Raw genomic sequence first — 23,481 nt, 5'->3', positions numbered from 1 at the left:
CGCTGCACTCTCGGTATTCTTCTCCCCGTCGGGGTCGCGGGACGAGGGCGCAGCCCTCGCCCGGAGGTGGAGCGTAGCGCCGGATGAGGGGAAAGCCACGATCGTGGGAGCGAGTTGTGCGGCCGCAGACGCCTAGTAAGCGGCGCGGTAAACCCCGAAGATTTCCGCCGGGCTCATGTCCCGCGGGTTGAAATCCAGCAACCGGCGGATGCCGTGGGCTTCGTCGGCCATCGATTGCAGATCGTCCTCCGGGACGCCCAGCTTCGAGATCCGCATCTCGATGCCGAGATCGGCGCAATAGCGATAGGCGCTGTCGAGCAGGTCGTCGCCAAAACCCATCAGCGCGGCGATCTCGCTGGTCTTGTTGGCCACCACCGGCGCGTTGAAGGCCAGGGTGTGCGGGAAGATCACCGCGTTGGCGAGGCCGTGAGCAATGCCATAGCGGGTGCCGAGCGGGTAGGACAGCGCGTGGCCGGCAGTGGTGTTGACCGGCCCCAGGCAGAGCCCGCCATAGAGCGCCGCCATGGCGAGGCCGGCGCGGGCTTCGACGTCGCTGCCATCCTCGACGGCACGCTTGAGGTACTGGCCGACCAGCGTGATGCCGGCGCGCGCGTAGATATCGACCAGCGGATGCGAGCGCTTCGAGGTGAAACTCTCGACGCAGTGCGCCAGCGCATCGACGCCGGTGGCGGCGGTCACGGCGGCGGGCAACGACAGGGTGAGGTCGGGATCGACCACCGCGAGATCGGCCACCATGTGACGGCTGTCGGCAGCCGATTTCGCCTGGCTCGCCGGATCGGTGACCAGCGCCCGGGCCCCCACTTCGCTGCCGGTGCCGGCGGTTGTCGGGATGGCGATCAAGCCGCAGGAGCGCGGGTCGGCCTTGCCGACGCCGACAATGTCGCGAAAGTCCTTGCTGCTGCCGACCAGCACCGAGACGAGCTTGGCAAGGTCCATCGCGCTGCCGCCGCCGAAGCTCACGATGACATCGGGGGCAAAGCCGCGCGCCTCATCCAGCGCCTGCTCGAGATTGGGCAGGTCCGGCTCGGGCTTCACCTTGGCGAAGACGTGGTTGGCGGCAGGCAGGCCGAGCAGCTCGGCGCGCGCGGCGTTGAACGCGTCGGCGACGACCATCACCCGTTTGCCGGCCCACCCGGGCACGAACTCGCCCAGCGTCCGCGCCTTGCCCGGACCGTACTCGATCCGGGTGGGCTGGACGAAGGAAACCGGGCGCAGCAAGGCCGCCACCGCTGCGGGAGAACCCGATGACATTACTTGGCACCTTTGGGATTGAGGGCGTCGTTGAGGCCGTCGCCGATGAAACTGAAGGCGACCGAGGCAATGGCGAGCGCGATGGCTGGCGCTGCCAGCAGGTGCGGGTATTGCTGCCAGGTCCTGAGGCCGTCGGAGATCATCAGGCCCCAGCTCGGGGTCGGGGGCTGCACGCCCACACCGAGAAAGCTGAAGGCACTCTCGAGCACCATGGCGCCGCCGAGGCCGGCCGAAACCGCGACGATCAGCGGCCCCAGCGAATTGGGGATCAGGTAGCGCAGGATGATCTGCCCGCTCGTGAGGCCGAGCGAACGCGCGGCGAGGACATAGGGCTGGCTGCGCACGGTGAGGATCTGGGCGCGCACAGTGCGGGCATAGGGTGGCCACATCACCAGCGCGATGGTGCCGAACACCATAATGAAATCGACGATCACCGTGTTGCGGAACAGGGTGTTGCCGGTAGCCAGGTACATCTGGTCCATCCAGCGACCGAGCGGCGGCTTCAGCGAGGTGTTGATGACGATGACCAGCAGCAGGTTGGGCACCGACATGAAGATATCGGTGAACCACATGATGGTGGCATCGATCTTGCCGCCGAAATAGCCGGCGATGGCACCCAGGGTGGCGCCGATCAGCACCGAAATGGCGGTCACCACGATGGCAACGAAAAAGGCGGTGCGGGTGCCGTAGATGACGCGGCTGGCCACGTCACGGCCCAGTTCGTCCGTGCCGAGCCAGTGCGCCGCGGACGGCGGCAGGTTACGGCTGTCGAGGTTCTGGGTCAGGAAGTCGTAGGGCGTCAGCAGCGGCCCGAAGATGGCGATGAGGATGAGCAGCACGATCGCCCCCAGCCCCACCATGGCGATCTTGTTGGCTTTCAGCCGGTCCCAGGCGTCGGACCATAGCCCCGCGGGCTTTTCTTCGAGTTTGACGGCGACGCCCGGATCGATCGTGGTCATGGCCTATTTCCTCTCGGCGGCGCGCGGATCGAGCAGCGGATAGGCCAGATCGATCACGAGGTTGGAGACCATCACGAGGGCGGAGGCGATCAGCGTCACGGCGAGGATCACCGGGTAGTCGGAATTGAGCAGCGACTGGATGGCGAGCCGCCCCAGACCCGGGAGCCCGAACACCAGTTCGACGAACACCGCGCCGTTGATCAGGGTGATCATGATCAGCCCGAGCTGGGTCAGCACCGGGGTCAGGATCGGCCGCAGGATGTGGCGGGTGACGATCCTCGTGGCGGGTAGCCCCTTGGCGCGGGCGGTGCGGACGAAATCCTCGCTCAGCACTTCGATCACCGCCGAACGGGTCTGGCGCACGATAAGGGCGATCGGGTGCATCGAGAGGACGATCAGCGGCAGGATCACCCGCACGTCGAATAGTCCGCCCCAGCCATAGGGTACCGCGCCGCCGGGCAGGACGAGGATCAGCAGCACCATGAGAATAGGGCCGGCCACATAGGCCGGGATGGCGTAAAAGAACAGCGCCGAACCGAGGATGAGGTAGTCGAGCGCCCGGTTCTGGTTGAGCGCCGCGATGACGCCGAGTGGAATGGCAATGATCGCAGTGAGGACGATGGCCAGCAGCCCCAGCTGGATCGATACCGGCGCCGCGGCCGCGATGGTGCGGGCCACGGAGCGGCCGGAGGTCAGCGAATTGCCGAAATCAAAATGCAGCACGCGCCAGACATAATCGCCGAACTGCTCGAAGAACGGCCGATCGATGCCTGCCGCCTCGCGGATCGCCGCCAGCCGGTTGGGATCGAAGGCGATGCCGCCGGGCTCGCGCAGGAACATCAGCTTGATCGGGTCACCGGCACCGTAGAAGGCCAGTGCATAGACCGCGAGCAGCACCAGGAGCACTGAAGGGATCCACAGCAGCAGCCGCTTGAGAGCATAGGTGAGCATTGCCGGCCTCGTCGGTTGGGACCGCGCTCGGGGCGCGGTCCCTGGTTTACTAGCAGCTCCGAGATCAGGTGATCTCGATGTTCCAGGGAGCGAACACCTGCCAGTCGAGGTTCTTTTCCATGCCCTTGACGTTGGCCAGGGCCCAGCGCGACATGGCTTCGATGTACCAGGGGAGCAACTGGTAATCCTCGCGGAAGATGCGCTGCGCCTCCCGGGCCAGTTCATCGCGCCTCGGATCATCCACAGGCAGCGGCGCCGCCTCGTCCAGCAGCCTGTCGACTTCCGGGTTGGAGTAGCCGTTCATCTTGTTCTTGGCGACGCTCGAGCTCGAGTGGATGGCGGTGTGCAGGAACTCCGTCGCATCCGGAACGCGCGAGCCGGCGTCGTCGCGCACGATATGCACATCGGCAGGCTGGAAGTTGTCGAGGGTCGGCTTCAGTTCGATGGCGGTGATACCCAGGTTCTGCCGCCACTGCTCGATGGCGAACTGCGCCGCCGCCTGCTCGGCCGGCGCGATGATGCCGGCGAAGATGATGCGGGGCAGCTTGTCGGGCGAACCGTATTTGGATGCGGCAAGCGCGGCCTTGGCCGCCTCCGGATCGTAGGGATACGGCACCCAGTCGGGATCGACGCCCTTGACGCCGACGAGGATCTGCTCGGCCATCTTGTGCGGCCCCTTGGGGAAGGAGGCGCGCATCATCTCCTTGCGGTCGACGGCGAGGATCAGCGCCTTGCGGACATTGACGTCGTCGAACGGCGCGGTCTTGGAATTGAAGTAGAAGTGCTGGCCATTGGGGATCTCGGTGCCCTGGCTGAACTCGACGCCAAGGTCATCGACGATGGTCGGGGTCACCAGCGCGGTGTGGGCATGGGCCTCGCCGCTCTTCAAGAGCGCGGTGGCGGCCACCGAGTCCTCGATGACGCGCAGCTCGATGCGGCTGAGCTTCACCTTGGGTCCGAAGAAGTTCTCGTTCGGCTCCCAGGCGACAGTGCCCTCATCGAGGTTCATCGCTACCAGCTTGAACGGGCCGGAACTGATCACGCCACCCTCGGGCATGTACCAGTCGGGGTTCTGGTTGCCATCGGCGCCACGCGACTGCGACACCTTGGAAATCGGCACCAGGTGGTTGGCAAGGCGCATGTAGAAGATCGGATCGGGCGCCTTCAGCGTCACCTGGATGGTGGCGTCATCGACGATGACCACGCCGGGCAGCTCGGTGCCGTTGCCGGCCGAGAGTTCGTCGTAACCGACGACACCGGCCAGCACGAGCGGCACGCGCTGGCTGGCGGTGAGCGGCATGGAGCCCATCTCCCACGAACCCTTCACGTCGGCCGGGGTGATCGGCGAGCCGTCCGAGAACACCGCCTTGGGGTCGAGCTTGAAGGTCCACTGGGTCCAGTCGGCGTTCGGCTCCCAGCTGGTGAAGACGTAGGGCTGCACCTGCCCCTTGTCGTCGAAGTACATCGGCGAGGCCCACCACAGCGAGTGCCAGCGCAGAGCCGCACCGCCCCCGCGATAGGGCGACCAGTTCATGTCGAACGACGGATGAATGATCTTGAAGGTCTGCTCCTGGGCCATGGCCCCGCTGCCGAGCAGGCCGAAGGCGGTCATGCTGACGACAATGCCAGCACCGCCACGAAGCACGTCGCGGCGCGACAGGCCGCCAGTCGATCTATCGACCATGAATTCCTCCCATTTGTTCACCGCGTCCTCCGGCACCAAGCCGCTACGGTGATGGCGGCCGGATGATCATCATCGACGACCCATCCTGTCAACATGTATCTTCAACTCGCACCGCGACAATCCGACACAAAGCTTTATCGCGTTGATTTTTAATACTAAAATATGAGTTTGCATGCGCAAAACCAGCATGATAATGACTTTACAAGTTAGAAAATGCAGGGAGTGAGCACCATGTCGCAGGCCAGCATCGAGGCCGACGGAACCATCCGCACCGCAGCGGGCGACGCCGATCGCGAGGAGACGTTCCTCCCCACCAACGTGGCGCAGACGCATGCCTCGTTCCTCCTCGCGCTCGACAATGGCGACCTCGCCTGCACGTGGTTCGGCGGCATGGAGGAAGGCAAGCCGGATGGCTCGATCTACTTCACGCGGCTGCCGGCCGGCTCCAGTCAATGGACTGCGGAAGTGAAGGTCTCGGACGATCCGGAGCGCTCCGAGCAGAACCCGGTGCTGTTCCAGGCGCCGTCGGGGGAGCTGTGGCTGCTCTGGACCGGACAGCTGTTCGGCAACCAGGCCACGGCCATCGTCCGCCGCCGCATCTCCAGGGATGGCGGCCGGAGCTGGGGGGCGATCGAGACGCTGTTCGACGAGGTCGGCACCTTTATCCGCCAGCCCATGCTGGTGCTTTCCAATGGCGACTGGATCCTGCCGATCTTTCACTGCCTGCCGGTCCCCGGTGAGGACTGGAAGGGCCAGAACGATGTCAGCGCGGTGAAGATCTCGACCGATCAGGGCAAGAGCTGGAGCGAGCACGCGGTGCCCGACAGCAAGGGCGCCGTGCACATGAACATCGTCGAGCGCCGCGACGGCTCGCTCATCGCCTTCTTCCGCAGCCGCTACGCCGACAATATCCAGGTCTCGACCTCGACCGACCACGGCCGGACCTGGAGCATGCCGGTCGCCACTGCGCTCCCCAACAACAACTCCTCGATCCAGGTCCGCGACCTGGGCGACGGCAGCTGGGCGCTGGTGTTCAACAATGTCGCCGCCGAGCCGAAAGTCCGCGATGCGGCCGGGGGCGCGCCGATCTGGGGCGTGCCGCGCACCCCGCTTTCGGTGGCTTTGTCCTATGACGAGGGGCAGAGCTGGCCGCATATTCGCGATATCGAACTTGCGCCCGAGCCGCCGCCGGCCCTCAATCTCGACAAACCCGACCGGCGGGCGCGCGAACTCTCCTACCCCACCGTGACGGCGGATGCGGAAGGCCGCATCAACGTGGCCTATACGTGGTTCCGGCGGGCCATCAAGTTCGTCCGCTTCCGCCCCGACTGGGTGAAGGGCGCCTAGAGTTATTTGTTGTGTCGCGTTTCCGAACCGGTCCGCCAGTCCGGGAAACGCCCTGAGGGAGAGGTATCATGGCCACGGCCAGCAAACCCATCGCCATCACCATGGGCGATCCGGCCGGCGTCGGCGCCGAGGTGATCGTCAAGGCGGCCGCCGAGCTGCCCGAGGCGATCCGCGACCAGCTCATCGTCGTCGGCTCCGCTGAGACGCTGGAAAAGGCCATCGCCGTTACCGGCGCCGGCCTGAAGCTCGGGCCGGCCGACGCGCCCGCGGCAGGCAAGCTGCTGCGGCTCGAACATGTCGAGGTCGATGGCATGCCGCTCCCCTTCGGCAAGCTCGATCCGGTGGGCGGCGAGGCGAGCTATCGCTATATCGCCCGCGCGGTCGAGATGACCACGGAGGGCAGCGCGGCCGGCATCGTCACCGCGCCGATCAACAAGGAGGCGCTGAACCTCGCCGGGCACCATTTCGATGGCCATACCGGCATGCTGGCGCACCTCACCGGCTCCCGCTCCAGCTTCATGCTGCTGGCATCCGAGAAGCTCAAGGTGATCCATGTCTCGACCCATATCTCGCTGAAGGATGCGATCGGCCGCGCCACGCCGCAGCGCATCCTCGAGACTGTGCGCACCGGCTACAACCACCTCAAGCGCATCGGCTACGACAACCCGCGCATTGCGGTGGCGGGCATCAATCCGCATTGCGGCGAGAACGGGCTGTTCGGCCGCGAGGATGATGACCAAGTGGCGCCCGGCGTGGCGCTGGCCCGGGCCGAGGGCATCGACGTGGTCGGGCCGATCTCGGCCGATACGCTCTATTATCGCGCCTATTCGGGCGCCTTCGACCTGGTGGTGGCGCAGTACCACGACCAGGGTCATATCCCGATCAAGCTGGTGGCTTTCGACACCGCGGTGAACGTCTCGCTCGGCCTGCCGATCGACCGCACCTCGGTCGACCACGGCACCGCCTTCGACCTTGCCGGCACCGGCAAGGCCAAACATGTCAACATGCTCGCGGCGATCGACTACGCCCGCAAGCTCGCCGCCTCGCGCGCCTGAACCTCCGGGATAGCTCTCATGTCGTCGATCAAGGGCGCGTTCAGCGCCGCCGCCACGCCGGTCAATGCCGACCTCTCGCCCGACCATGGCGCCCTCGTTGCCCATAGCAAGCAGCTGCTGGCCGATGGCCTCCATGGCGTGGCGCTGCTCGGCTCCACCGGCGAGGCCAACTCGTTCTCCTCGGCCGAACGCATGGCGATACTCGAGGCCGTGGTGAAGGGTGGCGTGCCGCCCGAGGCGCTGTTGCCGGGCACCGGACTCTGCGCCCTGCCCGAGACCATTGCGCTGACCCGGCACGCGCTCAGCCTCGGCGTCACCAAGGTGGTGATGCTGCCCCCCTTCTACTACAAGGGCGTTTCCGACCAGGGGCTCTACGACGCCTATCGCCACGTCCTCGACAGCGTCGCCGACGACCGGCTGCAGGTCATCCTCTACCACATCCCGCCCATCTCGCAGGTGCCGCTTAGCCACGACCTGATCGGCCGGCTGATCGAGAACTATCCGGGCACCATTGCCGGGGTGAAGGATTCGGGGGGCGCGCTCGACAACATGCTCGGCATGGTCAGGCGCTTCCCCACCCTGTCGGTCCTGGCGGGCGCCGATCCGCTGCTGCTGCCGCTGCTGCAGCAGGGCGGCGCAGGCTGCATCACCGCGACCTCCAACCTCGCCGGCGCGCAGCTCCGCACCGTGTTCGACAAGTTCGCCGACCCGGCGGCGAGCGCCCAAGTCGATGCCGCGCAGCAGCGCATCGTCGCGCTGCGTGAGGCCTCGAACAGCTTCCCGCAGATCCCGACGATCAAGGCGATGATCGCCCGCCGCTATGGCGCTGCCGGCTGGGCCGCTACCCGCCCGCCGCTGGTGCGCCTCAGCAATGAGCAGATCGGCAAACTGGGCCCGATCCTCGACAAGGTCGACGCGGATTTTCCAGCCTGAGGACCAGCGATGAAGATCGACGAGCTGCTGAAGACCGGCCGTCGCGGGCTGCGCACCAGGCCGGGCACGCTGCTGCTCGGCTCCACCGGGGCGCGGCTCTGGGCCGATTACCTCGATGACGCCCCGGGCTTTTCCGGCGCGCTCGATTTCATCCACAAGCTCAACATGCCGCTGCTGTTCGGCATCGAGCATGGCGGCGGCGCAGCGACGGTACCGTCGGAGGTGGAGTGGCGGCCGAGCCATCTGACCGCGCGCACGGCGTTCGGCACGCTGCGGCTCGAAGAGCGCAAGTATATCAGCTGGGAGGACGAGGCCGTTTCGATCCAGCGCTGGCACAATGCCGGCGCTGCCCCGATCACGCTCCGCTTGACGATCGACCCCGAGTGGGTGGCCCGCGACGGCGTCATCGCCCGCGGAGAACGGCAGATCGAAGCGCATGGCTTCGCCCTTCGCGTCCTTGTCGCAACGAGTGCGCCGGCCCTCTGGTCAGGGCTCACCCTGCCCGCCGGCGCCAGCGCCGAATTCGTGGTGGTCGCCGCGGTCGGCATTGCCGAATCGGATGATTGGTCGGCCCTCAGCACGAAGGCCACCACGGCCGTCGCGACATCCGGCGCCACCCTGCTGGCCAATCAGCAGGCGGCCTATCAATCGTTCTTCGACCAGGTGCCGCAGCTTTCGAGCAGCAGCCCGGTGCTCGATCGGCTCTACGCCTATCGCTGGTACCTGATGCGCCACACCCTGGCGCGCCCCGGCCTCGCGCCGCTCGACGGCACGCTGTTCTACGAGGGCCGCTCGCACAAGATGAGCAAGACGCCGTGGGCGCCGGTGGGCTGGGAGTTTTCCAAACTCATCCCGCTATCGACGCCGATGCACCTCGTCGAAGCGCGCTGGCACCACGATCCGCAACTGATCGACGGGCTGTTCCAGGTGCTCGCCGGCACGCAGCGCGAGGATGGCCAGTTCGATGCCCGCACCCTGACCAGGACCATCCACCCCTATGCCAACTTCATGGGCTGGGGCGCCTGGCAATATGCGCTGGCCAAGGGGCTCGACGACAACACGCGCGCCGCGCTGCCGCTGCTGAAGCACCAGGTGCGCGGCGAAGCAAAGTTCCTCGCCACCGGCGGCGACAGCCTGCCGATCCAGCAGCGGCACCAGCTCACCGGCAAGGAATACCAGCCGAGCTACTGGTATTTCCACGGCTATCCGGACGACCCGTTCGACCCGGCGACCTACACGCCGCTGAAGCGCGTCGACCGGGCGATCTACCAATATCTCAACGCCCGCGGCACCGCCGCCCTCTGCCGCCTTGCCGGCGACCCGGAAGCCACCGAGTTCGACGCGCTGGCCGAAGCCATCCGCACCGATGTGCTCGACAAGCAGTGGGACGAGGCCACCGCCTTCTTCTATGACCTGCACCACGTCACCGACGAAAAGGCGATGGTCCGCAACATTGTCGGCTTTTATCCTTGGTGGGCCGAGATCACCGGGCCGGAACACCTCGACGGCCTCATCGCCGCGCTCGGGCCGGACGAGTTCGACACCCCGAACCCGTTTCCCTCGGTGTCCCCCAGATGCGAGGTGTTCCAGCCGGGCGGCAGCTGGAAAGGCCAGTTCTTCAAGGGCCGCAATGGCTGCATGTGGGATGGCCCGACGTGGCCCTACACCAATTCGGTGGTGCTCGACGCCATCGGCAAGGTCAGCCGCGCCAACGGCCACGCCCAGGACGCGCTGTTCAGCCACTTCTTCTGGAAATACGCCCTGCTGCATTTCCAGCAACGCGACGGCGTCACGCCCTACCTGGTCGAGCACTATGACAGCCTGAGCGGCGAGCCGATCAGCGACGAGGTGGATTACAACCACTCCTATCTGATCGACCTGATCATCCGCCACATCGCCGGCCTCGACATCGCCGAAGACGGCACGCTCAGCGCCGACCCGCTGGATATCGGGCTCGAGCATTTCAAGCTGAGCAAGCTGAGGGTTGGGGGGCGGGAGGTGACGGTGCGGTTCGATCGCGGTTCAGGGGTGGAGCTGAGGGTTACTGGCGAGAGCGTTTAGGCGTCGTCCCTGCCGTTGACGTTAATCCGATGCGTTCTCTCGTCGGGCACCCTAAGAGAAAACTGGACCCGCGGTTAGAGGACGCAATGGGTACGCAAAGCATGTGTCTCCACAAAGGTAGACTTTGTGGACATCATGCCGGAGAGCACGCGCCACGAGGAGTGCCAACGCTAAGTTGCGGCTCCCCCATATAGGGAGGATGAGTTGCAGCGGGTGCGGCAGCGGGGGCAGGGGTATGGGGGGACATTGGGCAGCGGGCTAGGTTAGATACCGCCAAGCAAAATTGTATCGAAAATGAGGGTGTGGGCATCAGTAGCGCTCGTCACCGTCAGCCTCTCTCTCTTCCTCGATTAGCCCTTCTAACCAGGTCAGTTGTTCCCGCGCCCACGCAGCCAGTTTCCTCACTCTGTGGCTCGACCAAGCTCTAAGGGGCTCCACGAACATTTCCAGCAACGGCACGCGTGAGCCACTCCACGAACGGGGGCTAATCCTCCTCGCCAGCGCCCGCCGAAAGTTCGCGACCTCGCCGTACTTCGTGGCTAGCTGCTCCATCGCCGGATGCCACCTAACCACCTCTCCCTCGCACGAGAGCATTGGGTAAAACTCAACGAGCAAACCCACCCGCCCCGGCATGTCCTGATCGACCCAATCGAACATAGTCGGGTCCGCTACCCCATACATGGGACCAGCGGCCGTATGGCTCCTGCCATCGAACTTGTGCCTGTCGGGGCCAATCAGGTCAGATAGTCGATATCGCTCTATCGGGGTGGCAACCTCGAAAAGCCTCGCGACCTCTCTCCACACTGCGTCAGGTTGATCATGGACGATCAGTGCAATGACATGGCGTACCGGCCCATCAAGCATCAGGAACGTGCCGTGATCGTCCACCTTGCATAGCCGCGTCACCTGCTGGCTCAACCCGCCTGCAAATTCCGGAGAAAGTCCAAAGTTCTTTTGTATGCGCTCTATGGTCTTCTCAAAGAGATGTCCGTCGCGGGACCCGTTTCGCACCTTCTCCAGTAGACGCGGGTCAACGAGGATGGTCTCCAATTCAGCGGCGATTTCGCGGGATAGCTGACCGCTGCCGTAGCGGTACATGTTGGCTATATCCAGAGCGGTCCAAAGGCCATCTGCTCCGTGGGCGGCAAGCTCTCTAAAGAGCGGCCGAATAGCCGCCGGCTCGATGTTGTCGAGACCCCGACCGTAGGACAGAAATGCGCAGTCAGCGGCTTCGAGCCCACCGTTCTCAAGAAGGTCTATAACTTGCTGTAGGCGGTCGGCATCAAGGGATACTGCCGTGTACATCTCGACCGCTCGCCCATTAAGCGACGACCGGGAGATTGCATCACTTAGCAAGCGGTTGGCTGCACCGCCATCGCGCCTATCGACACCCGCCAAAATACCTCTCAGAAGTCCAACACCGGTAGCCCCACCGGCTTCATCTACTAAGTCCAGAGCGAAGCGACCAAGTTCAGCCGGTTGATCGTAATGCGCAGCAAGCTCCTCCCCAAACGCGAATGACCCCTTCAACTCTTCAGCGATCATTCTGCGGATTGCAGTCTGCGTAAGCTCGCGGTCCGCTGCAATCTCAGTGGCCAAGGCCCGCGCTGATCGCTCGGAGTACGTAAAGTCGCTGTCGTGGTCACTGTACTGCACATCTGGATCGCGGATGTCCCCCGACCAGAACTTCGTGAAGAGAATAGCCTTGCCAACAGTGTCTTGTGGCATCAGGTCGTCGTAGAGTTTTCTCACGTAGCGGGCGACATTCTCAGGGGCGTCTTTCCTATCGAAATATAGCCAGTCCCCTACAGCCTCGACAGCCTCATACCAGACACCTTTCTCCGAGCCGATTTCCAGAAGCAGTGTCGCAACGTCGTCATATATCGGCGTGCTGAGGAGCGTTCTTACGGCATGCACGATGATCTGTTCGCAACGCTCCATCAGCCTAGGATGACGCGCACGGGTGGCATGAAGCCGGGCCAGCGCCTGTTTATAGAAGTCGTAGACCTCGCTCCAATACTCGGGACGCCAGTCAGAGAGCGGGGGGCGCGTTCCTATCTGCCCCGTGTCACCCATGCGGGACACATGTATGTCGAGCGCGGACGAAAGGGCCTCGACGCACACGCTCGCCATAGCCTCATTGTCGCTCGATAGACCTTCATCCAGGACGGTAAAGCGCTCTACCGGCCCTGCCTCGGTACCGCTCAACTCGACTTGAAATAGCTGCCTAAACAACCCGGCAGCGTTGTTGCTCCACTGCTCATTTTCGGCGGCGGCTAGGCGCAGAAGTAGACGTGCAGCCGGGTCAAACGTCTGTCGGCGAAATACGAGCTTGGATAGGGCTTCGACAATATGACGACGACCATCAGCCCACACCAATAGCTCTTCATGCGTCAGTCCATCAAGCTCGCGTGACAGAGCGGACATGGCCATATCGGGCAGTACGTGGACTAGAGCATCAAGACACCTTGCGCCAAAGTCCGTCATCAGCGCTGCGCGTGTGCCCACAGCGGCACCTGAGGCCAGTAGTTTCGCGGCCACTCGCCTAACGGTCTGTGCGGTGTCGAGATTTCGCCACTGCCCAAACATAGATAGTACGAGCGCTTGGTCCGCAGACCCGATGAAGGCTTCCACGGTCTGAACACGGAGCAGTCGAAGCCTTCGCATCGCCAAGTACATTGCAATGGGTAGCGGCTGAGCAGACATCTGCTGTCCGCGCCGACCGACAAGATCGTGCTGCGCTGCCTTCGCGAGGTGCTCATACATCTCGTCACCAGTCTGGCGGGCCAACCAAGTCGCAACAGCGTCTAGCTGTGGGGCATACTCCTCATCCACCCCAACACTGCCGAACAGGGCCAAAGTCTCCAACGCTCGCACCTCGTCTCGATCCGAGATGGACGAACCTCGCAAGACCCGCTCCACGACATCCTCAATCGAGACCAATACCGACTGCCGGTCCGTAGCGCGCCGCGCCGCGAGCACTGCGATACGAGGAAATCCACCGCAAAGGTCCCGAACAAAGGCCACTTCACCTTCGGTAGCCTTCGGGAGATGTTGCTTGATGATGCCGGTGACTAGCTCGTCATCACCCGGGCTTATCGAGAGATTGAGCCAAGCATCACCTGGCATCGTCCTGTCATCAATATCCATGGTCAGCAGCCGCAACTGACTGGCGGTCCCGCTGACAATTTCCCCTAATGCTTCTGCCGCCTCACGGGGGCACTCGTCCACTACAAACAAAGCGGGACGGCCGGAGTTGGCGATAGTCGTAAGAACTGCAGGCAGCGAACTGGCGACGCTTCGGAAGTCACAGAACACGGCAGACAGGCTAAGGACACCTGCGCGCGCCGTCGATAAGTCCCTCATCAACTCATAGACAAAACGACTTTTGCCCAAGCCTGACGGACCTATAACCCGTACGGCTTTGCCGGGCTCAGCCACGTGATCAACAATGCGCTCTCTAGCCTGATGGGCGGTTAGTTTGTTGGTGTCACGTTTGCCACGACCGGCGAGCGCTGGTGCCATCCCCACCGCGAAGCGCGGCCGCATATCACTGACGTAAGCCGTATCGCCAAAGTCGCTCTTGTTCCCCCACTCGCCGATAGTCTGGAACCCTCCTAGGTCTCGACCTTGAACCGTCTCGGCGATCCAGAGCGCAACCGCAGGATGTCGGTCGGCCCATGCTGAAATCTCGTTGGCACCATAAACGTCAATGGCCGCAAAGGACGCAGGGTTGCCACCCGCTTCCGTGATGCCATCCTTTATTGCGGTGACGTACGAAGCTCGCTTAGCTCCTATCAACGCTTCAGTGGTGAACCCAACGTACGATCCCCCGATGCCGGACACTTCCTTGAGCGCATCGCTAAGCACCCGCTTCTGGGTTCCTCGCTGTGACTGCTTCGTCCAGCACTCCTTCTTCCACCCACTCGCGCGTATGCTGCTCGCCTTGGACTGAAAGAAGGTGATCCTGCTCGGGATGTAGTCAGTCTTGGGATGGCCCCCCTGCCACTCGATCCGCCCGTCTTCCCCACCGTCGGCCACCGTGATCTGCAGCGGCACAGAAATGCCCCTGAGGCTTAACCCCGCACTCAAGGCCTCAGCATGGAGGAGACGACGCAACAGCAGCACCAACTGCTTGCTATCAAGGGCTTCGATCTGACTAGGATCAACCTCAAACAAGACGTACCTCGATTATCTCACGTCAAAATAGTCCGCGCTCAAGCCGTTGCGTAGCGGGACCACTAGAAAGCTGGAACCATTCGGCTCAGTTAGTCGGAACCGGGCTGGCTTAATCCCGTCCGCAATAGGATTAGGCGCCCCAGTGCGCTTATATAGTGGTTGCCCTTCAACTCGCCATTGCGCTCGTACTTCGGTAGCTGATGCTCATCAGAATACATGCTAAAGCTCAGTGCGCCGACCGCTACCAGCTTTCGCAGCGATGCTTGGTATAGCTCCCCCTTCATGCGAACTTCGTCCGAGGCACCTATCCGCATCAGTGAAGGCCTCAACGCTGCCAATTTATCCCATCCGTTGGGGTCGCCGACAGCGTCGAGCACGAGTAGGTCATCGTCACCAAGCTCGCCAAGTACCTGTAGAACCTTCAGTTCGGCCATTTTGCTCTGCTCAGCGGCGTCCACCCCGTGCGCGACACATCTGGCAAGGTATTCACGGCGCACACTACTGAAGGCTCGTGCTGCTTGGGATACCCCCTCCTCAATCAGGGGGAAGTTGGCTTGATTGTTGAGCTTGTCGCCAGCAGACAACCTTTCCACTTGGCTCGCCAATCGGATGAGGAAGTCCCCTATTCGGTCGACACGCTGCCTTGGTATGGCTGCTGAAATGACTTCGGCGAGTACAGACCCGACCCCAGGCACTGCCCCGGCAAGCGCTCTTGCAACAGCGGCTATCCGGTCAGTCGCATTGTTTTTAAGGCCAGCGTCGGAGACTTGGGGAAATCCCTCCTTGGGCATGTTCGGTGCGCTACTCATCGCTGGACCTGTTCAAGGGTTGTCGGTGTACCAAGCGGCAAGATTGGCAGCCTGTTGCCGGGCTCCACGTCACTATTCAAGCGCCTAAGGAATGACACCCTTACGGCTTTCTGTCCGGCCCACTGTGGAGGTAGGCGCGCGACTGCCGGGGCATAAGGTCCGTTGTAGACGACCTCTACCTCCTCAGCCTCGTAGTCAAAGCACACCACCAGCAACCAAACTGCCGGTTCTTCACTATGAGTGAAGGGAATGCCGGTACCACGTCCCGATGCTTTGATCTGCACCGATTGACCATCAGTAGTGTAGGCATCAATGGCCTTCAGCCCCCGGCGGGGAGCTAGAGTGAGGCCGAAGAGTTCCGCGCACACAGCCTCACCGAGGTCGCCGACCAGATTTCCGTCAGGGGTGAACTTGAGGCCATAGGCACCGTACCGCGTGCGGAGCGCATTGCGCGCATGGACAAGATGGCGAATTTCTTCCGGTAGCTTGTGGCGCGACACGTTGCCTCCGAGCGGCGCAAAGTTCGGTGCTTGTCTACGGGGGGCTGGTACCTTGCGCAAATGGTGTCCCCAGATATGCCCCATTTTCGGTGCCGATCTGTGCCGATTGATGCCGAATAGCGGGTAGGCGGCTTGCACCGCCGCTGGAGTATGCTACTGATTTTGCTTGGGAAAAATGGTGCTGCAAGAGAGGATTGAATGTTCATAACTTCAACAAAATCAATATCTTACAAGACAATTTGTAGGGATGTGGCGGGAGAGAAAATGTAGTGGATGCGTTGCCGCACCGCGGGCCGCAGGCGAGCTGCCGTTAGGTCAAGTTCGAGCCATGGCCACCGGCTCCACAGCGTTGCTTCGGTCCGCTTCCACTGGATGGTATGATCGGGTTCAATGAATGCCGTGGTAGTCGGCCGCTAGAAAGCCATGGCGGGCGTCAGGCAGGCAGATGATGTCTGGATCCAGTTCGAGGAGGGCACGTTTCAGAGCGACGCCCTTGCCGCTTCTGACACGACGCCATTCAGTGTTCCAGCAGGCAATCGTAAGCGAAGAAGCAGCCGTCTCCATCATGCTTCACGCGTGCGCGACAATGCCTCTCTTCTCTGAAGTCCGCTTGCCGCACGTTCGAACGCGCCCCGGATTTCCTGCCTGAGCGTTTCGATTGGGAGCCGTCCGAGGTCGCAGATCTGGTTCCTTAGGCGGAGCAGCTTTGTAGCGCGCCGCATCACCGGTTCCATGCGCCCGCGGCCGATTTCGTCAGCCATATCCAACCAGCCAGTCGCTATAGCCCGCGCGAGCCGGGCATCCGAAGCTAGGGAGGCGCGCTCGAATATCTGCACCATGGCGTCCTCGCTCAAGCCTTCGAGCAAGCGCCATCGCCCCTCGCCAGCCGTCTCCCCAAGATCAAGGGTTCGACCTCGTATCCAGAGGCGCTGAAAGGTGTTTCTTACCCCACCGAAGAAACGGGCTCGCTGGCCTACCGAGTAACGCCACACAACGACCTCTTGTAGGAGCACGCTGCTGATGAATGCCCAGACGTCGTCCCGGAGCAGTTCCGGCGAGACCAGTTGTGGGTCTGTTGCCAGCCACTTGGCTGCCTCGACATCAAAAGCGGACTTCTCGATGTCGGAAACCTGGTCGGGATAGCCATGCCGAATGGCGATCTCAACCGCCTCGTCGCGGAGAGACTTGACGAGCCTGGCGTCCGGCGATCCGCCGCTTGGAGCTAGCCATATCCACGGCGTGTATTCCTCCAGCCGCCGCTCAACGGGCATGACTTGTTCCCCGATGGCGCTAGAGCGCTCCAGGTCCTCCAGACAGCGCGCCAAACCAGCATCCTTGAGACGAGGAAATAGCCGCACGCTCAAACGCCGCCCTCCAGCTGTGCAGCACGGAAAATACTGGAATGGAAGTCACTTGGGTTCCTTTGACGCAGCGAACTAACCTGGACTGGCGTTCTTCCTGGAAATGCGAGATCCATCCAAACCTTGACCTGGGCGCCAACTGACCCTTCCTCGCAGTCTGCAAGCTGCTCGATGACATCGTCGCTTTCGACCACAGTTCCGATCAACTGCAGCATCACGTCGCCAAGCATGCCCTGTAGAGTTATCGGATCGCCCTCGGCTACCCGGTCCGCCAACCCCGGAAGGTCTGCGTTGACATAGAGCCGGACCGCCCCACTGAAGTCGGACTTCAGGTCTCCTGCCTGCCACCTCAGATACCAAGGGGCCCCTATGTGCTGCGGGAACGTCCGGGCGAAGGAAACCAGTTCGATCGGGAAGCGGTTTTCTCCACTGTCCTCCAATTCGACTGAGAAATCCTTGTTCCACAATCTCGATCCCAGGCGTGTGGGCGACAGGGACGAGGGGTCGGAACGGACCACGGCGAGGAGAACATCAACACGTCCATACAAGCGTTCGGAAAGCTCTGCTCCGGGGACGACGCCCTGAATGGCGACTGGCCAACTGGTGTCCGGACCAACCCGCCACCGACCAAGCTCCCACGTCACACGGGGGAACTTGCCTCTCCCCGTCCCTGCACGAAAGACCACCTCCAGCTCCAGCTGCCGGACAGCAATACCCAGAAGGGCAGCAGCCCGGCCCATGTCGATTGAGATCGAGCTCTGGAGTTCCACGTTGGTTGCATAGTCCCATGCATGCAGGACCGGGAGAATGGGCTCCAGCTCCGAGCCCTCATGCGCTATCAGCCAAGGATCAAGCGTCACCACGTCATCCGTCAGCGTCAGAAACGGGAACGCGACTGTCGTCGTCATGCTACATCGCTCCCAGAGACAGCCTGACACTTACCGCAGCGTCGTCCGGCACGGTCACGCCGCAGCGCACCACGCCCTTGAGGTTCTCAATCCTCAGCGCATCACCAATGGCGACGGTGCCATCTACGGACAGTTCGATCAGGTTGACCGACAAATCGTCGGGAAGATCGTTGTCTGTGGTGGATGAGCCGTCCAGAACCAGCTGTGGCGTGGCCTGCAGGAGAAAGTGCGGCTGACTACCGTCATTGGTCAGTTCCGCTTCAAAATAAGCAACCCTTCGCTCGTCGCGGTATTCCAAGCCAACGAATCTCGGTGCGGATATCGCAACCTTCCCCCTAGATCCTGTCCCGCCGGAGCGTCCACTGCCACCGTGCCCCTTTCCCGAAGCACTTGTGAGCAGCTTCCCCAAAAGGGCCGCTGTCTTGGCCAAAGGAGCCGCACCCTGCCCATCGGCTCCCGACGCCGGCTTCGGCTGAAAATAGGTTTCCGCGTGCGAGTTGAGCGCCCTCATCGTCTGGCTGACGATTGACTTTGCCTTCCCCCTCGGCAGCACCTTGGGGAGCCAATCGTCGTGAGTGGGCGGTTCGGCGGCCGCAAATGCCCGCTCTACCTCGTCATCGGTCGAGCAGATGAACACGCCTGCCCATTCGACCCTCTCGTCAGGTAATGGAGGACCTTCCAGATACTTGACCACGAGCTCGACAGGGCGCATGAGCGCGATCGCATGCGCCTGACTTGCCATAGCGCCATTGGGCTGAGCCACATTCGGGTTGCGGCGAGATCGAATGCCGTGGACGATCGCAAGGTGTCCGGTAACACCATGCCCACTGGAAATTGCCTTCGTGCGGTCATGCCGGCCTTCGCGGATATTCCTGAGGGCTGCGGCGTAGTGATCCAGCGGAGGGCAATCCTCGGGCACTGGCAGTTGTTGGTCTTCGCCTAGGACCTGAAGCCGGACGGTAAGCCTGCGATGCTCGGGCGTGCTGAGAGACATACGCGGCCAGAAGTTCCATAGGACAGTCTCCGCAAGCTTCTGGCGAAGTCCTGCTTCATCCTCGATATGGGGAGAGAGAACTGCAATCGTGGTGCCCGTCCGCAACGGACTCCTCGGTGGAAATCCAAGTGACTCCGCCAGAACTGCCGCCTCCCCGTTGTCCGCCGGTTCCACTCCGATGTGCCTGTGGGTGCGTCCCCACCAGTGGCGGCCGGTAAATCGTCGTGCTTCTCCGTCCACGTCCTCGACGAAGGCATCTCCAAGGTGACACCCCATGAAGCGCCGGACTGGCCGGCCCCCATCGGTCGTTTGAGTGTCAACTATGATGGTTGACGCGCGGCTCAGAGCATAAAGAGAGGTCTTGCCGTAGCCGTAGGTCCCTCCCCCTTGGGCTGTATCGCGCCTGGCTCCAATGTTGCGGAAGAAGTTGACGAAGTCGGCTCGTTCATCATCCGAGGCGATGTCTGCGCGGGTGGGGCCCGCCAACCCCCGCGTATTGAAGTCAGCAATCTCGAGGAGAGCGATCCGCTCCTGACTGAGAGTGTCCTCGAGGCTCTCGAATTCCTCGTTGGCGTTCGTTGAAGGGAAGGGGCGCTCCCGAAAAACATTGCGCCGAAGGCACTCCGCCTCATTTGGGGAAAGGACTCGGTAGCGCAGCTGGACTTCAACCGGGTTGTCCGGCGTTGCCGCATCAATCGAGTTCTGAAGGGCTTCGCGAACCACGGTCTCGATCAGATCGAGTTTGGGTCTGCCCAAGAGCCGACGAAAACCTTCGCCAGCCATGCTGCCGGTCGGGGCAAACGGTTCACGATGCAGATCAAGGCAGATCAAGTGACAAAATCCAGGAGAAGTCTCTCCTTCTCCTCCGCCGACAGCAGGCTCTTGCGGGCCACCGAGAGGTCAACCTCGTAACTTAGGGCTGCCACACCAGCCGGCAGCATACCGTCCGGGAAGGAGTCTGGCGTGATGCGGGGGAACGTTGGCCCCACACGATAGAGGTCAAGGCCCTCAAGCGCGAAACTTGCATGGTTCCACTCGTCCGCCTCGGGATCATGGCATTCCAGCCTCGCCAGACGCTCACTCAGGACAATCTGGTCAGCCCCATGGGCAAGTATCGCCTTGCAAAGCGCGGCCACGGAGTGCCCACCCTTCTCGGAGCGTTCGAGCCTGACGTGTGCAAGGTAGAGCTGACCGCCCGCTGGAGGTAGGAGTTGTTCGGGGCCGTTCACCTGAACACGGGTGGCATCTGATCGCCCGGATGTCTTCACCTCGATGGAGATCAGCTCGTGTCGAAAGTCGTGGCGCTGGCTTGTTGGCCCCATCCACGCATGCACAGAGGCAGGAGCCCGTGCAACGAGTTTCTCCAGGACAATCAGTTCGCCGATGAGGCCAACGATTGTAGTGATCGGAATGTCCTGAGCTTTCTCCGGAAGCAGAAGGCTCCGGAAATCTTGGATGGCTCCTTGAACAGCCGCCTCCGGGCCGTATCCATTCTCGATGCGCCTAAGGGCTTCCTGGACCAGATCCGTGAACACCGACTCCAGTTGCATGTTACGCAACGTGATGTCGACGAAGTGCTCGAGCTTGCCGGAGACCCAGAAGGTCGTGCGAGCTACCCTAAGGTTGCCGTTTGCCAAGGTGAACATCTTGGCTGAAGGCTGTCCCACCGGCACAAGGAGCCGCTGCTCCCCTGACGGTCCGGTGGCCACTCGGACGTATCCATACCCGGTGTTCATATCCGTAGCACGGCTGGGCACCTCGGTGAGGCCATCTCCCTTCCCTGTAGCCCGTATGTCGGCCCAAGCCCTTTCGAGCCAGCCCGCCTCAGGCAAAGTCCGGCTCCACTTCTTCGATCTCGTCCTCGTTTCCCTCGGCTTCCTCAACTGCCGGCGGCTCGATGTCCACGGAGTAGTAGTCGCCCGAGCGGTCCTTGGAACCAGGGAACACGATACCGAACCCGACAAGATCCGCCACTGCATCGAGAGGCACGCGTTTGCTTGACGCCGGTTCCGAGTGTGCATTGATGGGATAGAGCAGCAACAGCGGCAAAGGCGGACGACAGGACTTGTATGTGTCCCAACTCTCGGCGCCCTCTGGTTCCTTCACGGCATCAATCAGGATATCGGCTCGAGACATGAGCGCCTTGATGTCGGCTCCCTTCGTAGAACCTTCCGGCAACTTTGATCGACGGACAGTGGCCACGCTCCCCAGACGTCCCAGCGGTCTTGCAGACTTTTCATCTGACTTTGGTTGAATGATGCCGACATTCCACTGTTTCAGGTTGTCGGCGCTCTGATCCAAATATCCTAGGAGATGAGGCTGCTTCAGATCCATGTGCTCGTCGGAAATGTGCATCTGGGCGAGGAACTTGCGCACAACATGAAGCGGAATGTTCCTGAACAGGATGCCCTTGGGTGGATCCTGAGGAGCATGATCCGGCGCAGTTTCCTCATACATGGAGTCAACGAGGTCCGATGCCGCCGCCCAGTTGTTTCCAACGACCTCGCTGTCACGATGATCGAAGCGAATGGTCTGGACGTGCTTGCCCGCGAAACTGACACTGGTCCGGAAGGCATGCTTCATCTTGGCTGCTGCTGTGATCGCCATGCCCGGGATCGCCCTTACCTTCACCGCAAAATCCCGAGGAGTCAGCCCATTCTCGCGGTAGGCGGCGATCTCGTCCCTGATCTCCTCCTCTATCACGGCCAAGGAACGGAACTTCCTCGCGAGGTCCTCCGTCGTCCATAGCCGCGGCAGATCTTCGTAGTCGCGCCGGTAGCCGAACCAGCGGCCCATCTGCAGCAGCGTATCGTATTGCTTGGAAGTCCTGAGGAAGAACGACACGCACAGGCCTTCCAGGGTCAACCCGCGCGCAAGCACCGTGCCTCCCACAACAATGCAGGTGACGGGCCCCTTGGTGTAGTCAAGACGCAACTCTGGTTCCGTGCCGCCGTTCTCGACGGGGAACTGGAGTGCGTCGAGCACATCGGGAAGATGCCTTAGGACGACATCGAATTCTTCGGGGATACGGTCCTCGCCGACCGGCGCCGTCAGCTCGCGTTCGCGCTCGAAGACTTCGCGCAACCTTCGCGCCGGTTCTCCCAACCCGGCCCTGAGTTCCGGCTCCCGCTCCTCGATCCAGTTGCGGATCAGATCCGACATGAATTCGTGCTGGCGAATAAACTGGGACGAATGGACCAGCATGGACATGTGCTCCTGCGCCTGACCACGGGCCCGCCTAATGGAGCAGCTGACCAGGAACCAGAGGATCGCCTCTTCAAGGCTCTGCGTCACCTGCGGACGAAAGCTCTCCTTATCCTTTGTTGCCGTCGGTCTCAGGCGACCCGGTTCATCATCCTCCAAGTGGCGGATCATGTTCCTTTCCTCGCGATCCGACCCGTCGCTGTCATCCCCGAATACTTCTCGAGCACCGAAGTATCCGGTCGGCCTACGAAGAGCCGTGATGAAGTCGCGCGGGTATAGGTCGTCGAGGTTCTGGTCGTTGTCGTAGGGAAACGGGTTGATAAAGACGTTGGCGAACGGCGTTGCTGTGTAACCTACGTATGACACGGCCGGTAGCAATGCGAGGGTTCGGCGGATCCCCTCATTGATCCGCGTCATATCGAACTCGCCCCGAGCAGAATTGACGGAGGCCTGGTCGCACTCGTCGTCGATCAGCAGGACCTTCAGCTTGCGAAGAACCGCTGGGGGGGTTCGCTCGATCGTTCGCCGCAACAGCGCAAGCCGACGCCCCTCCTTCTTCATGACGACGAGCTGCGCATGCCCATCGGTCGGCATGACGAAACCGCGATTGGGTGGCTGGACGAAGTCTCCACCGAGCTCGCCGGTGGTGTAGAGTTGCCATGACGTCCGGTGCCGCAAGAGGTCTTGCTCGAACCGGTCCTGAGTCTGCTTACGGAGCTTGTTGGTCACGCCACCAAGCACAATGATGAGGTTGTAGCCGACGTCTACCGCCTTGGCCATCACCGCGGTCATATTCGCAGTCTTGCCGGACTGCACATATCCCACCACCAAGCCGCGACACGCAAACTGGTCCTTGGCGGGGTTCCCCAACAGCGAAACGACTTCTGTCGACGCCTCATCGAGCGAAGTGATGGTGTCGTCACCCCACCCCTTGTTCTTGAGATACTCGTGCAGGGCGACCCAGTGAAAACTGTGCGGACCGGGCCCCCGATACCAATCTTCAGGCCGGTCCACGATGGAGTATCTGCGTAGGACCTCCACCTCCTGTGTCTCGGCCCTGACGACTTCAAGCGCCTTTGCCAAGCTTTCGTCCATCTCCGGACCAAAGGGGAACCCCAACTGCTCGGTGAACTCTCGCCTGCAGGCCTCGGCAGCGGCTTCCAAGGTAGCGTAGTTGGCTCGGCGCTGCCGAAGCTGAGTTACAAAGAAATCTGTTTGTCCTGCAGCCATTCGCCCCCCCAAGGAGAATCACCCGGACAGTCTT

At 62.3% G+C, this 23,481-nt stretch carries 16 protein-coding genes; 4 read left to right on the top strand and 12 right to left on the bottom strand.

What is annotated here, in order from left to right:
- Positions 1-132: 132 nt before the first annotated feature.
- The 4 genes from APS40_RS16585 to APS40_RS16570 all read right to left on the bottom strand — a co-directional run bounded on the left by APS40_RS16585 (position 133) and on the right by APS40_RS16570 (position 4,866).
- Complete coding sequence (locus tag APS40_RS16585) at positions 133-1,272, bottom strand: iron-containing alcohol dehydrogenase (protein ID WP_055048107.1); 1,140 nt, start codon at positions 1,270-1,272, stop codon at positions 133-135.
- Entirely contained in the window at positions 1,272-2,231 is a 960-nt protein-coding gene (locus APS40_RS16580; RefSeq protein WP_055048106.1) for an ABC transporter permease, read from the bottom strand. The genes APS40_RS16585 and APS40_RS16580 overlap by 1 nt, the downstream gene beginning before the upstream one ends.
- A 3-nt stretch (positions 2,232-2,234) precedes the next feature.
- Positions 2,235-3,182, bottom strand: a complete 948-nt coding sequence (locus APS40_RS16575; RefSeq protein WP_055048105.1) for an ABC transporter permease — start codon at positions 3,180-3,182, stop codon at positions 2,235-2,237.
- 64 nt (positions 3,183-3,246) lie between these two features.
- Complete coding sequence (locus APS40_RS16570; RefSeq protein ID WP_055049701.1) at positions 3,247-4,866, bottom strand: ABC transporter substrate-binding protein; 1,620 nt, start codon at positions 4,864-4,866, stop codon at positions 3,247-3,249.
- A gap of 231 nt (positions 4,867-5,097) precedes the next feature.
- Between APS40_RS16570 and APS40_RS16565 the strand changes: the two genes are divergently transcribed.
- The 4 genes from APS40_RS16565 to APS40_RS16550 all read left to right on the top strand — a co-directional run bounded on the left by APS40_RS16565 (position 5,098) and on the right by APS40_RS16550 (position 10,262).
- A complete protein-coding gene (locus APS40_RS16565) occupies positions 5,098-6,213 on the top strand; it encodes a sialidase family protein (RefSeq protein WP_197279345.1) in 1,116 nt (371 codons plus the stop codon).
- Positions 6,214-6,281: 68 nt separating this feature from the next.
- Positions 6,282-7,268, top strand: a complete 987-nt coding sequence (gene pdxA, locus APS40_RS16560) for a 4-hydroxythreonine-4-phosphate dehydrogenase PdxA (protein WP_055048103.1) — start codon at positions 6,282-6,284, stop codon at positions 7,266-7,268.
- A gap of 18 nt (positions 7,269-7,286) precedes the next feature.
- Positions 7,287-8,201, top strand: coding sequence for a dihydrodipicolinate synthase family protein (locus tag APS40_RS16555; RefSeq protein ID WP_055048102.1), 915 nt, complete (start codon positions 7,287-7,289; stop codon positions 8,199-8,201).
- A 9-nt stretch (positions 8,202-8,210) separates the two neighbouring features.
- Positions 8,211-10,262: an MGH1-like glycoside hydrolase domain-containing protein gene (locus APS40_RS16550; RefSeq protein ID WP_055048101.1), complete on the top strand. Its 2,052-nt coding sequence runs from the start codon at positions 8,211-8,213 to the stop codon at positions 10,260-10,262.
- A gap of 309 nt (positions 10,263-10,571) precedes the next feature.
- Here the strand turns inward: APS40_RS16550 and APS40_RS16545 are convergent, their stop codons facing one another.
- The 8 genes from APS40_RS16545 to APS40_RS16515 form a co-directional block, all read right to left on the bottom strand.
- Complete coding sequence (locus APS40_RS16545; RefSeq protein ID WP_055048100.1) at positions 10,572-14,441, bottom strand: hypothetical protein; 3,870 nt, start codon at positions 14,439-14,441, stop codon at positions 10,572-10,574.
- Positions 14,442-14,530: 89 nt separating this feature from the next.
- Positions 14,531-15,250, bottom strand: coding sequence for a hypothetical protein (locus tag APS40_RS16540; protein ID WP_156342968.1), 720 nt, complete (start codon positions 15,248-15,250; stop codon positions 14,531-14,533).
- A complete protein-coding gene (locus tag APS40_RS24560; RefSeq protein ID WP_082434468.1) occupies positions 15,247-15,750 on the bottom strand; it encodes a DUF6998 domain-containing protein in 504 nt (167 codons plus the stop codon). The genes APS40_RS16540 and APS40_RS24560 overlap by 4 nt, the downstream gene beginning before the upstream one ends.
- A gap of 563 nt (positions 15,751-16,313) precedes the next feature.
- A complete protein-coding gene (locus APS40_RS16535; protein WP_055048098.1) occupies positions 16,314-17,114 on the bottom strand; it encodes a hypothetical protein in 801 nt (266 codons plus the stop codon).
- Positions 17,111-18,019 (bottom strand): hypothetical protein, encoded by a 909-nt coding sequence (locus APS40_RS16530; protein ID WP_055048097.1) that lies wholly within the window; start codon positions 18,017-18,019, stop codon positions 17,111-17,113. Before APS40_RS16530 ends, APS40_RS16535 begins: the two co-directional genes overlap by 4 nt.
- Before the next feature lies 1 nt (position 18,020).
- Positions 18,021-19,844 carry a hypothetical protein gene (locus tag APS40_RS16525; RefSeq protein ID WP_055048096.1) on the bottom strand — a complete coding sequence of 608 codons (1,824 nt, stop codon included), beginning with the start codon at positions 19,842-19,844 and terminating at the stop codon, positions 18,021-18,023.
- A complete protein-coding gene (locus APS40_RS16520; RefSeq protein WP_197279344.1) occupies positions 19,841-20,845 on the bottom strand; it encodes a PD-(D/E)XK motif protein in 1,005 nt (334 codons plus the stop codon). Before APS40_RS16520 ends, APS40_RS16525 begins: the two co-directional genes overlap by 4 nt.
- The gene (locus APS40_RS16515) at positions 20,838-23,447 is read right to left on the bottom strand and encodes a Z1 domain-containing protein (RefSeq protein ID WP_055048094.1); all 2,610 of its coding nucleotides are present in this window, start codon (positions 23,445-23,447) and stop codon (positions 20,838-20,840) included. Before APS40_RS16515 ends, APS40_RS16520 begins: the two co-directional genes overlap by 8 nt.
- Positions 23,448-23,481 lie beyond the last annotated feature (34 nt).

Source organism: Devosia sp. A16 (assembly GCF_001402915.1).
In the GTDB taxonomy this organism is placed as follows: domain Bacteria; phylum Pseudomonadota; class Alphaproteobacteria; order Rhizobiales; family Devosiaceae; genus Devosia_A.
The sequence above is the reverse complement of the archived record's forward strand: the minus strand, read 5'-3'. Positions and strand labels throughout refer to the sequence as shown.